The organism is Nonomuraea diastatica, assembly GCF_004349015.1.
In the GTDB taxonomy this organism is placed as follows: domain Bacteria; phylum Actinomycetota; class Actinomycetes; order Streptosporangiales; family Streptosporangiaceae; genus Nonomuraea; species Nonomuraea diastatica.
Genome location: NZ_SMKP01000036.1, coordinates 1 through 11,932 on the forward strand (window position 1 = coordinate 1; position 11,932 = coordinate 11,932).

Below are 11,932 nucleotides of genomic sequence, written 5' to 3' on the forward strand. Positions count from 1 at the left end.
CCGCAGCACTCCCCCGTACGGCGCTCCCCCGGCCAGGACACCGCCCACGACCAGCCACGGCCCCCGGCCCGCCACGGCGTAGCCGTCCATCGCCGCCACGTCCACGCCCGGCACCGGCACGAGCGCCGCCAAGGGGGCGGTCAGGCGGCGGCCGAGCGCCTCCTGGAGCGGGACCCACGCCGGTTCCAACCGTCCCGCCGACCGTGCCGCGAGGGCCCGCGCGGCGGCCCATGACATCGCTTCCACCACTGGTTCATGCCGAACAACGGTCACAGGCACGCTCCTTGACCCGACTTTTTCCATACTGTATACCGAATGCACAGTAGCTCGCGTCCAGCGAGCTACTGCAGGCAGCGGAGAATCCGCGCCTACGGTCCCCTCGTCCAGCGATCCGCCGCGGGGCAGCGAAGATTCGCGCCTACACGGCCTAGCGTCCAGCGAGCTACCGCAGGCTGTGGAGCATTCGCGCCAACGGTGGGCCGCGGCGGCGGCCATCGCTGCACGGGGGCCGTACAGACAGTCCGACGCGAGAACGGAGCGGATGATGAAGGTCGCTGTTCTTGGCGCCGGCGCCATCGGCGCATACGTGGGGGCCGCCCTCCACAGAGCGGGAGTCGAGGTGCACCTCATCGCCAGAGGCGAGCACCTGCAGGCGATACGCGCCGCCGGTGTGCGGGTGCTCACCCCCAGGGGCGATTTCGTCGCCCATCCCCATGCCACCGACGACCCCACCGAGGTCGGCCCGGTGGACCACATCTTCCTGGGCCTCAAGGCGAACAGTTACGCCTCCGCGGGCCCCATGATCCGGCCGCTTCTGCACGAGGCCACGAGCGTCATCGCCGCGCAGAACGGCATCCCGTGGTGGTATTTCCACGGACTCAAGGGTCCGTACGACGGCTACCGCATCGAGAGCGTCGACCCGGGCGGCGCGGTGACGGCCGCGCTGCCGCTGCACCGGGCGATCGGCTGCGTCGTCTACGCCGCCACCGAGATCGAGGCGCCGGGCGTGATCCGCCACCTCGAGGGCACCAGGTTCTCCATCGGCGAGCCGAACGGCGAGCTGACCGAGCGGTGCGCCGCTTTCAGCCAGGCAGCGGTGGAGGGCGGACTGAAGTGCCCGGTGGAGCATGATCTCCGCCGGGATGTCTGGATCAAACTCATGGGCAACATCGCCTTCAACCCGATCAGCGCGCTCGCCAGGGCGACGATGGCCGGGATCTGCCGCCACGACGGCACCAGGGAGCTGGTCGTGGCCATGATGCGGGAGACGGTCGAGGTGGCGCGGCGGGTGGGCTGCGATCCCGGCATCTCGATCGAGCGCCGGCTGAGGGGGGCCGAGAAGGCCGGCGAGCACAAGACGTCCACGCTCCAGGACCTGGAGAAGGGTAAACCGTTGGAGCTCGACGTGCTGCTGGCGGCCGTGGTCGAGCTGGCCGACCTCACCGGAGCGGAGGTGCCGACCCTCCGCGCGATCCACGCTGTGAGCGATCTGCTGAACGCGAACCTTGTCCGCGCGGTCTAGCTGGGAATACCGTAATTGTATACAGAATGGAGGGATCATGAGCTATGACCGCCTGACCCATCCACTGGTGCGCGAGAACGGCGTGCTGCGCAGGGCGAGCTGGGAGGAAGCGCTGGAGCGCGCGGCGGAGGGATTCCGCCGCAACGTCACCAAGCACGGCCCCAACTGCTTCGCCATGCTGTCGTGCGCCCGTTCCACCAACGAGATGAACTACGTCGGGCAGAAATTCACCCGCGTGGTAATAGGCACCAACAACGTGGACTCCTGCAACCGCACGTGCCACGCGCCGAGCGTGGCCGGGTTGTCGGCGGTGTTCGGCAGCGGCGGCGGCACCTCCTCCTACCAGGAGGTCGAGGACACCGACGTAATCGTCATGTGGGGTTCGGCGGCCAGGAACGCCCACCCCATCTTCTTCCAGCACGTCCTCAAGGGCATCCGTAAGGGCGCGCGGATGTTCGCCGTCGACCCCCGCCGCACCGGCACCGCCCAGTGGGCCGACCTGTGGCTGGGGCTCAACGTCGGCACGGACATCCCGCTCGCCCACGCGGTGGCCCGCGAGATCATCCACTCCGGCCTGCACAACGAGGCGTTCATCGAGCGGGCCACGATCGGCTTCGAGGAGTTCAAGGAGTCGGTCGAGCCGTGGACGCTCAGCGCGGCCGAGCAGGTCACCGGCGTGCCCGCGGCCGCCATCCGCGAGCTGGCCCACGCCTACGCCCGCGCCGACCGCGCCCAGCTGTGCTGGACGCTCGGCATCACCGAGCACCACAACGCCACCGACAACGTACGGGCACTGATCAACCTGTCCCTGCTGACCGGCCACGTCGGCCGCTACGGGTCGGGCCTGTCGCCGCTGCGCGGGCAGAACAACGTGCAGGGCGGCGGCGACATGGGTGCCATCCCCAACCGCCTGCCCGGCTTCCAGGACATTCTCGACCCGGATATCAGAGCCAGGTTCGAGAGCGCGTGGGGCCGGCCGATCCAGCCGACGTACGGGCACAACCTCACCGAGATGCTCGAGGCGATGGCCGAGGGCGAGGTCACCACCTGCTATCTGATCGGTGAGAATCCCGTGCAGTCGGAGGCCGACTCGCTGGCCTGCATCAAGCGCCTGTCCATGCTCGACCACCTCGTCGTGCAGGACATCTTCCTCACCAAGACCGCCCAGATGGCCGACGTCGTGCTGCCGGCCAGCGCCGCCTGGTGCGAGGCGGACGGCACGTTCACCAACAGCGAGCGCCGCGTCCAGCGGGTGCGCAAGGCTCTGGAGCCGCCGGGCGAGGCCCGCGACGACATCTGGATCATGTGCGAGGTCGCCCGCAGGCTGGGCCACGACTGGCAGTACGACGGCGCGGAGGAGGTCTGGAACGAACTGCGCGCCCTGTCCCCGCAGCACACGGGCATGACCTACCAGCGGCTGGCCGACCTGCAGGGCATCCAGTGGCCCTGCCCGTCGGAGGAGGAGCTGGAGCCCCCGTACCTGCACGGCAGGCTCTGGGAGAACGACCCGTCGAAGCGGGGCATGCCGGCGCCGTTCGCGGTGCTGCGGCACTCGCCGCCGGTGGACCTGCTGGACGACGAGTATCCGCTGCGGCTGACCACCGGCCGCCGGCTCGACTCCTACAACACGGGCGTGCAGTCGTCCGGTTTCGCCTCGCCGCTGCGCCGCGGCGAGACCATCGAGCTCTGCCCCGAGGACGCCGAGCGGCTCGGCCTGACCGAGGGCGAGGAGGTGCGGATCACCTCGCGGCGCGGCTCGGTGACCGCACCGGTCTATATCGACCCCGCCCTGCGGCCGGGGCTGGTGTTCATGACGTTCCACTTCCCTGACGAGGTGGACACCAACTCCTTGACCATCGAGGCCACCGACCCGCTCTCGGGCACGGCCGAGTTCAAGGCCGCCGCCGTACGTGTCGAGAAGCTCGTCAAGGCCGGGTGATCAGATGGATTTGAGATTTCGTGGTGCGGAGCCGTCCGAGGAGGAGCGCGCGGCGGTCGACGCCCTGCTCGGACCGCCCGCCTCCGCCTGGGACGGCGGATCGAGGACCGAGGCCGACCTGCGCTTCGCCGCCCGCGCCGAGGCCGCCCGCGACCAGTTGCTGCCCGCGCTGCACGCGGTCAACGACCAGGTCGGGTGGATCAGTGAGGGGGCGCTGGAGTACATCTGCCGCCGCCTGACGATCCCGCCGGCCGAGGCGTACGGTGTGGCGACGTTCTACGCGCTGTTCTCGATGAAGGAGCGGCCGAAGCGGGTGCTGCACGTCTGCACCGACCTGGCCTGCCAGGCGAAGGGCGCGGAGTCCGTCCGCAAGCGCGTCGAGGACCACTTCGGCCCGGCGGGCACGTCGTGGCACGAGAGCCCCTGCCTGGGGATGTGCGAGCGGGCCCCGGCCGCGCTCGCCCTGGAGGCGGGCACGCCGCCCGTGGCGCAGGTGTACGCTCCCGCCACCCCCGACACGATCACCACCATGGCCGAGGCGCCGCCGAGCTCCAACGGGAGCACGCCGAGCGTCAAGGTCACCGGCGAGACCCCAGAACGGGCGGCGGTGCCGCAGGCCGGGCAGGACGGGTTGCTCCTGCTCAGGAGAATCGGCGCCGTCGACCCGGCCAGCCTGGACGACTACCGGGCGGCCGGCGGCTACACCGCGCTCAGGCGGGCGTTCGACCTCGGCCCCTCGGGAGTGATCCGCGAGGTGCTGGAGTCGGGCCTGGTCGGCAGGGGCGGCGCGGCGTTCCCGACGGGGCGCAAGTGGGACGCCACGGCCCGCCAGCCGGACCACCCCCACTACCTGGTCTGCAACGCCGACGAGAGCGAGCCGGGCACGTTCAAGGACCGGGTCGTCATGGAGGGCGACCCGTACGCGCTGGTCGAGGCCATGACGATCGCCGCCTACGCCACCGGCTGCGCCAAGGGATACCTCTACATCAGGGGCGAATATCCCCGGGCGGTCGCGCGGCTCCAGCACGCGATCGCGACCGCCCGCGCGCGGGGCCTGCTCGGCGACGACATCCTCGGCAAGGGTCTGTCCTTCGACATCGAGCTGCGGAGAGGCGCGGGCGCCTACATCTGCGGCGAGGAGACCGCGATCTTCAACTCGATCGAGGGGCAGCGGGGCGAGCCGCGCAGCAAACCGCCGTTCCCGGTGGAGAAGGGGCTGTTCGGCAAGCCGACCGTGGTCAACAACGTCGAGACACTGGTCAACGTGCTGCCGATCCTGGAGCGCGGGGCGCAGGCGTACGCGGCGGCCGAGCCCAAGCTGTTCTGCGTCTCGGGCGCGGTGGAACGCCCCGGCGTGTACGAGCTGACGTTCGGCGCCACGCTGCGCGAGCTGCTCGACCTGTCCGGCACCACCGGGACGACCAGGGCGGTGTTGCTCGGCGGCGCGGCCGGCGCGTTCGTCACCGACCTCGACATCCCGCTCACCTTCGAGGGCACCAGGGCCGCCGGCGCGACGCTCGGCTCCGGCGTGGTGCTCGTCATCGACGACGGCGTGGACCTCAAGAACCTGCTGCTGCGCATCGCGGAGTTCTTCCGCGACGAGTCGTGCGGCCAGTGCGTGCCCTGCCGGGTGGGTACCGTACGCCAGGAGGAGGCCCTGCACCGGCTGTCGCGCCGGGTGGACGACGATGATCTCGTGCTGCTGCGCGAGGTCGGCCAGACCATGCGTGACGCCTCCATCTGCGGCCTCGGACAGACCGCCTGGAACGCCGTCGAATCGGCCATCGACCGCCTGGGAGTTTTCAGATGATCCCGCTCCAGCCGCCCCGCCGGCTCATCGACGTCGAGATCGACGGCGAGACCGTACGGGTGCCAGAGGGCTCGACGATCCTCGACGCGTGCGCCGCGGCGGGCAAGGACATCCCGACGCTCTGCTACGGCGACACGCTCACCCCGAAGAACGCCTGCCGGGTCTGCGTCGTGGAGGTGGAGGGCGCGCGCACGCTGGCGCCCGCCTGCTCCAGGCAGGCCGAGAAGGGCATGAAGGTCGGCACCGACACCGAGCGCGCCCGGCAGAGCCGCAAGGTCGTGCTGGAGTTGCTCGGCTCCTCGGTGGACATGTCGACCACCCCCAGGGCAGCCGAGTGGGTGGAGGAGTACGACGCCGACCCTGCCAGGTTCGGCGACGACGCCGCCACCGTCGAGCAGCCCGCCAAGGTCGACAACGAGCTCTACGTACGCGACTACAGCAAGTGCATCATGTGCTACAAGTGCGTGGACGCCTGCGGCGACCAGTGGCAGAACACGTTCGCCATCGGCGTCGCGGGCCGGGGCTTCGACACGACGATCTCCACGGAGTTCGACGCCCCGCTCACCGACTCGGCCTGCGTCTACTGCGGCAACTGCGTCGAGGTGTGCCCCACGGGCGCGCTGTCGTTCAAGACCGAGTTCGACATGCGGGCCGAGGGCACCTGGGACGAGTCGAAGCAGACGGAGACGACGACGATCTGCAGCTACTGCGGGGTCGGCTGCAACCTGACCCTGCACGTGCAGGACAACAAGATCGTCAAGGTGACCTCGCCGCACGACAACCCGGTCACCAAGGGCAACCTCTGCGTCAAGGGCCGCTTCGGGTACGGCTATGTCTAGGGTCTCCGTCAAACGCCGCATCCTGCGGGTGAAGGACACCGCCCGCACGCGCAAGATCGACTCGCTGGCCGCCGAGGAGCCGCTGGAGATCCGGCTCAACGGCACGCCGCTGACGGTCACCATGCGCACGCCCGGCGACGACTTCGACCTGGCCGCCGGCTTCCTCGTCAGCGAGGGGGCCGTGGGCGCGGCGGACGACATCGCCACGATCCGCTACTGCGCGGGCGCGACGGTGGACGGCGGCAACACGTACAACGTGCTCGACGTGCGGCTCGCACCAGGCGTTCCGGCGCCGGAGCCGCGCAACTTCTACACCACCTCCTCCTGCGGCGTCTGCGGCAAGGCGTCGCTGGAGGCGGTGCGCACCGTGGCCCGCTGGAGCGCCGGCGACGACCCCGTCGAGCTGACGCAGCCGGTGATCACCTCCCTGCCGCTGCGGCTGCGGGCGGCCCAGCGGGTCTTCGACAGGACCGGAGGGCTCCACGCGGCCGGTCTGTTCACGGCGGACGGCGAGGCGCTGTGCGTACGCGAGGACGTGGGCCGGCACAACGCCGTCGACAAGCTCCTCGGCTGGGCGCTCACGAACGGGCGGCTGCCGTTGCGGGGCACTGTGCTGATGGTGTCCGGCAGGGCGTCGTTCGAGCTGGTGCAGAAGGCGGTCATGGGGGGCATCCCCGTGCTCGCCGCGGTGTCCGCGCCCTCCTCGCTCGCGGTCGAGCTGGCCGCGGAGGAGGGGCTGACGCTCATCGGCTTCCTCCGCGGCGACTCGATGAACGTCTACGCCGGCGAGCACCGGCTGGCGGAAGAGGCCCTGCTCCCCGACTGAACCCAGCTCCGTGAGGCGCCGGGCGACCGCAAGCGCCTCGCGGACCGGGGCCGCGAACGTCGCTCCCGGGCGCCGGCAACGGCTCTGCCAGCGTACGAACATCGGAGCGACCGCGGGATGCCGAGCGGCGTGCCTGGGCCCCCAGCCGCCGTCCGGCATCCTGTATGTACGGCCTCCACAGTGTTCATGGCCTGTGTTCATGGCCTGTGTTCATGGCCTGTGTTCATGGCCTGTGTTCATGGCCTGTGTTCATGGCCTCCACTCCGTGGAGGCGGGCTCGGTCGCCCGACGCCGCCGCCTTCCCCCGCTCTGGTCGCTACGCTTCCGCCGCTCCTCCAGGCGACCGCACTCCCTCGCAAGCGCCCCGCCACCCCATCGGTCGACGGCACTCCCTCACCGACTCCCGCCACACCCCAGGCGACCGGACTCTCTCGCTAGATTTTGACAATCATTTTCATTCTGTCGCATACTGGGTGCATGATTTCAGGATTTTCCCGGTCTTGTGCTGCGCGTTTGCTGGCGGGAGCCGCGCTGATCACCACCGCCGCGTGCGGCGGCGGTTCCGCAACCACCGCGGCCGAGGGCGGCAAGCCCGAGGTGGTCGCCGCCTTCTACCCGCTCCAGTGGCTGACCGAGCAGGTCGGGGGATCCGACATTCAGGTGTCGAGCCTGACCGCGCCCGGCGTCGAGCCACACGACCTGGAGCTGGGCATCCAGCAGGTCACGGCGATCAAGAACGCCGCGCTCACCGTCTATGTCAAGGGTGTCCAACCGGCCGTGGACGATGCCGTGGAGCCCGGCACGAGCTTCGACGCCGCCACCGCCGTCAAGACGATCCCCGCCGGTGAGCACGCCGACGGGCACGCGGACGAGCCCGCGGATGGGCATGCGGACGAGCACGCCGACGAGCACGCGGATGGGCATGCGGATGAGCACGCGGAGGAGGGCACCGAGGAGCACAACCACGAGGTCGCCTACGACCCGCACCTCTGGCTCGACCCGTCCCGCCTGGCCACCGTCGCCACGACGCTGGGCGAGCGGCTGGCCGCCGCCGACGCCCCGCACGCCAAGGCGTACCAGGACCGCGCCGCCAAGACGGCCGCCACGCTCGGCGCGCTCGACCAGGAGCTCACCAAGGGCCTGAGCACGTGCGAGACCAGGACGATAGTCACCGCGCACGAGGCGTTCGGCTACCTCGCGGATCGTTACAAGCTCAAGCAGGTCGGCATCACGCTCGACCCCGAGACCGAGCCGTCGCCCACCCGCATCTCCGAGGTCGCCAAGATCGCCAAGGCCGAGGGCGTGACCACGATCTTCACCGAGGCTCTGGTCAGCCCGAAGGTGGCCAAGGTGCTCGCGAGCCAGGTCGGCGCGAAGACGGCCGTGCTCGACCCGCTGGAGAGCAAGCCCTCGGGCGACTACCTGTCTGCCATGCGCGATAACCTCAAAACCCTACAAACAGCACTGGGGTGTAAGGCATGAGCGAAACGGCCTTCGCGATGACCGGCGGCCGGGTCTCCTTCGAGGGCAAGCCCGTCCTGCGAGGGATCGACCTGACCGTCCGTCCCGGGGAGGTCGTCGCCCTTCTGGGCGCCAACGGCTCGGGCAAGTCCACGCTGGTCCGCGCGCTGCTCGGCCTCACGCCGCTGTCCGGCGGCACGACCCTGGTGTACGGCTCGCCGCCGGCCAGGTTCCGTGACTGGTGGCGCATCGGCTATGTGCCGCAGCGGCTGCACGTCGGAGGCGGCGTGCCCGCCAGCGTGCGCGAGGTCGTGGCCTCCGGCCGGATCGCGAGGCAGAGCAGGTTCCGCAGGACGAGCGCGGCCGACAGGGCGGCCGTGGCGAGCGCGCTGGAGGCCGTCAGGCTGGCCGACCGCGAAGGTGATCCCGTCCAGTCGTTGTCCGGCGGCCAGCAGCAGCGGGTGCTCATCGCCCGCGCGCTGGCCGGGGAGCCGGACACCTACGTGATGGACGAGCCGACCGCGGGCGTGGACGCCGAGACCCAGAACCTGCTCGCCGAAACCCTCTCCGCGCTGGTGCTGGACGGCAAGACCGTGGTGCTGGTCGCGCACGAGCTCGGCCCGCTGGAGTCGATCATCACGCGGGGCGTCGTGATCCGCGAGGGCCGGATCGTTCACGACGGCAGGCCGCCGCGGCCCGAGGGCGACTGCGCGCGACCCGGGCACCAGCACCAGCACCCGCACGCGGCCGTGGAGCCGGGCGCGGGACCACTCACGGGGTGGCAGGGGGACCCACGATGATCATAGAGCTGCTTCAAGAGGAGCTCTTCCAGCTCGCGCTGATCGCGGCGCTGCTGGTGGGGCTCTGCGCGCCCGCGGTCGGCACGTTCATCGTGCAGCGCAGGTTGTCGCTGCTCGGCGACGGCATCGGCCACGTGGCGCTGACCGGCGTGGCGCTGGGGTTCCTCACCGGCACCGCTCCCGTGCTGACCGCGGTGATCGTGTCGGTGCTCGGCGCCGTGGCCATCGAGCTGGTCAGGGCGCGCGGCCGCACCAGCGGCGACGTGGCGCTGGCGCTGCTGTTCTACGGCGGGATCGCGGGCGGCGTCATGCTCATGGGCATCGCGCCGGGCGGCAGCACCACCAAGCTCAACTCCTATCTGTTCGGCGCCATCGCCAGCGTCACACCCGAGGACATCTGGATCATCGCCGCGCTGGCAGCAGCCGTGATCGCGGTCGTGGTGATCTTCGGCAGGGAGCTGTTCGTGCTCTGCCAGGACGAGGAGATGGCCAGGGCGAGCGGCCTGCCCGTGCGCTTCCTCAGCCTGCTGATCGCCGTCACCGCGGCGCTCACCGTCGTCATCGCCATGCGCGTGGTCGGCCTGCTGCTGGTCAGCGCGCTGATGGTGATCCCGGTGGCCACCAGCCAGCAGCTGACGCGGGGATTCCGCACGACGATGGTGCTGGCCATGCTGTTCGGGGTGCTCGCCTCCGTGGGCGGCCTGCTCGCCTCCACCTACTCGGCCAAGGTCCCTCCAGGAGCCGCGATCGTGCTTCTTGCGCTCGCCGGCTTCGTCCTGGCCCTCGTTGTCGGTAGATTCGTACGGCGAGGCCGGACCCAGGAGTCACCATTGAGCGAGCGACACAAGCTGCGCGTCAAGGAGGTCGCATGACGACGAGGCGCGATGCCGTCCACGACACTCTCCGCAAGAGCGCGGGTTTCCGCAGCGCGCAGGACGTCTATGCCGAGATGCGCCTCCACGGCGCCAAGATCGGCCTGACCACCGTCTACCGCGCGCTGCAGGCGCTGGCCGACGGCGGCCAGGTCGACGTGCTGCGCACCGACGACGGCGAGTCGGTCTACCGCGCCTGCGCGAGCGACACCCATCACCACCACCTGGTGTGCCGCCGCTGCGGCCGCACCGTGGAGGTCGCGGGCCCCGCGGTCGAGCGCTGGGCCGAGACGGTCGGTACCGAGCACGGCTTCACCGACATCACTCACACGGTCGAGGTCTTCGGCACCTGCTCGTCCTGCTCCACCGCGGTCAGGACGGGCTGATCGCGGCGTGAGCCGTAGAGCACCCCGAGCACGATCACCGCGCAGCCCGTGAGCTGCAACACCGAGGGGCGCTCCCCGAGCGCCAGGGCGGAGATCCCCACGGTCGTCATGGGCTGGATCAGCAGCAGCAGTGCCGTGAGCGCGGCGGGCTGGCGCGGCAGCGAAAACGTGATCAGCGACCACCCGAGCACCTGCGGCCCGAGCGCGAGCAACAACAGCCATCCGTGCGCGGGCCAGCTCGGCGTGAAGTCCGCGCCCCCGAACACCGGGCTGAGCAGCGCGATCGTCGCGGCGGTCACCACGGTCGCGTGTGCCAGCGGGCCCGCGCCGCGATCCGGCCCGGCCTTCATCAGCAGCAGGAACACCGCGTACGACAACGACGTGGCCACCCCCGCGAGCACTCCCATCATCGGGTCGCTGCCGTAGGCTGCGCTGTCGAACACCCCGGAGATCAGCACCACGCCTCCGAACACCACCGGCGTCCCGACCATCAGCCGCGCGGACGGCCGCTCCCCGAACACCGCCCAGGCGGCGAACGCCACGATGAACACCTGCAGGTTTCCCAGCACGGTCGCCAGCCCCGCGCCGACGTACTCGATCGCATGGTGCCAGAACAGCAGGTCGAGCGCGAAGACCGCGCCTGCCGACCAGGCCAGCAGGAGCGCCCTGCGCGGCATGGGGCCTAACCTGCGCCGCTCCAGCCAGGCCAGCACGAGCATCGGCGGCACGGCGTACGCGCAGCGGAAGAATGCGGAGGTCGCGGGTGACACGTCCGCCATGCGGACCATGGGGCCAGAGGTGGAGATGATGAGCGCTCCGGCGATCGCGACCATGACGATACGCCGATGTGCACTCACGGAAACCCCCGGAACCCCATGCAAGAGATACGCTGCGACAACGCTAGAACCCGGCGCGTACAGGAGTCAACATGCCGTTTGGCCATGACATGGTGCATTCGCTGGCCACCGTTGTCGAGCTGGTCAACACCTCGCCCTCCACCGGCGGCGAGGAGGGCCTGGCCGGCCTGGCCGAACTGCAGGCGTTCGTGGAGTCCCGCCAGATCAGCGGCGTGAGCCGGCTGACGGCCCGCGACCTGGGTCAGGTGCGGATGGTGCGGGAGGCGTTCCACCGTGTCTTCACCGCCACCGACCAGCCGAGCGCGGTCCGCACGTTGAACGCGCTGCTGTCGGAGACGCGCATCACGCCCAGGCTCACGGAGCACGACGGGCACCCGCTGCACGTACACTATTTCGCCGCCGACGCGGCGCTGGCGGAGCACGTGGCGGCCGACTGCGGGGTGGCGCTGGCCCACCTGCTGGTCGAGGGCGAGGCCGAACGCCTGCGCACGTGCGCGGCGCCCGACTGCGACCGGGTGTTCGTGGACGAGTCACGCAACCGCTCGCGCGTCTACTGCGACAGCCGCACGTGCGGCAACCGCATGCACGTCGCCGCCTATCGCGCCCGCCGCCGCGCCTGA

The 11,932-nt window shown here is 70.5% G+C and carries 11 protein-coding genes and 1 pseudogene; 10 read left to right on the forward strand and 2 right to left on the reverse strand.

Annotated features, from left to right (window positions below):
• Nucleotides 1–237: pseudogene (locus E1294_RS15040) on the reverse strand (molybdopterin molybdenumtransferase MoeA); the annotation flags it as partial.
• A gap of 307 nt (nt 238–544) precedes the next feature.
• Between E1294_RS15040 and E1294_RS15045 the strand changes: the two are divergent.
• From E1294_RS15045 to E1294_RS15085, 9 genes are all read left to right on the forward strand, one after another.
• Nucleotides 545–1,522, forward strand: a complete 978-nt coding sequence (locus tag E1294_RS15045) for a 2-dehydropantoate 2-reductase (protein ID WP_132508933.1) — start codon at nt 545–547, stop codon at nt 1,520–1,522.
• A 37-nt stretch (nt 1,523–1,559) separates the two neighbouring features.
• On the forward strand, nt 1,560–3,461 hold the full coding sequence (locus E1294_RS15050) for a molybdopterin oxidoreductase family protein (protein WP_132508935.1): 1,902 nt from the start codon (nt 1,560–1,562) through the stop codon (nt 3,459–3,461).
• Nucleotides 3,462–3,465: 4 nt separating this feature from the next.
• Entirely contained in the window at nt 3,466–5,271 is a 1,806-nt protein-coding gene (locus E1294_RS15055; RefSeq protein WP_132508937.1) for an NAD(P)H-dependent oxidoreductase subunit E, read from the forward strand.
• The gene (locus tag E1294_RS15060; protein WP_132508939.1) at nt 5,268–6,110 is read left to right on the forward strand and encodes a 2Fe-2S iron-sulfur cluster-binding protein; all 843 of its coding nucleotides are present in this window, start codon (nt 5,268–5,270) and stop codon (nt 6,108–6,110) included. Before E1294_RS15055 ends, E1294_RS15060 begins: the two co-directional genes overlap by 4 nt.
• Complete coding sequence (gene fdhD / locus E1294_RS15065; RefSeq protein ID WP_132508941.1) at nt 6,103–6,936, forward strand: formate dehydrogenase accessory sulfurtransferase FdhD; 834 nt, start codon at nt 6,103–6,105, stop codon at nt 6,934–6,936. The genes E1294_RS15060 and fdhD overlap by 8 nt, the downstream gene beginning before the upstream one ends.
• A 513-nt stretch (nt 6,937–7,449) precedes the next feature.
• Nucleotides 7,450–8,418, forward strand: a complete 969-nt coding sequence (locus tag E1294_RS15070) for a metal ABC transporter substrate-binding protein (protein WP_246083027.1) — start codon at nt 7,450–7,452, stop codon at nt 8,416–8,418.
• The gene (locus E1294_RS15075; RefSeq protein WP_132508945.1) at nt 8,415–9,197 is read left to right on the forward strand and encodes a metal ABC transporter ATP-binding protein; all 783 of its coding nucleotides are present in this window, start codon (nt 8,415–8,417) and stop codon (nt 9,195–9,197) included. The genes E1294_RS15070 and E1294_RS15075 overlap by 4 nt, the downstream gene beginning before the upstream one ends.
• Nucleotides 9,197–10,069 carry a metal ABC transporter permease gene (locus tag E1294_RS15080; protein WP_132509039.1) on the forward strand — a complete coding sequence of 291 codons (873 nt, stop codon included), beginning with the start codon at nt 9,197–9,199 and terminating at the stop codon, nt 10,067–10,069. The genes E1294_RS15075 and E1294_RS15080 overlap by 1 nt, the downstream gene beginning before the upstream one ends.
• On the forward strand, nt 10,066–10,455 hold the full coding sequence (locus E1294_RS15085) for a Fur family transcriptional regulator (protein WP_132508947.1): 390 nt from the start codon (nt 10,066–10,068) through the stop codon (nt 10,453–10,455). Before E1294_RS15080 ends, E1294_RS15085 begins: the two co-directional genes overlap by 4 nt.
• Here E1294_RS15085 and E1294_RS15090 read toward each other — a convergent pair.
• Nucleotides 10,395–11,312, reverse strand: a complete 918-nt coding sequence (locus tag E1294_RS15090; protein ID WP_132508949.1) for a DMT family transporter — start codon at nt 11,310–11,312, stop codon at nt 10,395–10,397. The two genes, E1294_RS15085 and E1294_RS15090, sit on opposite strands and share 61 nt — an antisense overlap.
• A 71-nt stretch (nt 11,313–11,383) precedes the next feature.
• On the opposite strand from E1294_RS15090, the gene E1294_RS15095 reads away from it, so the two are divergent.
• Nucleotides 11,384–11,932 carry a CGNR zinc finger domain-containing protein gene (locus E1294_RS15095; RefSeq protein WP_165977293.1) on the forward strand — a complete coding sequence of 183 codons (549 nt, stop codon included), beginning with the start codon at nt 11,384–11,386 and terminating at the stop codon, nt 11,930–11,932.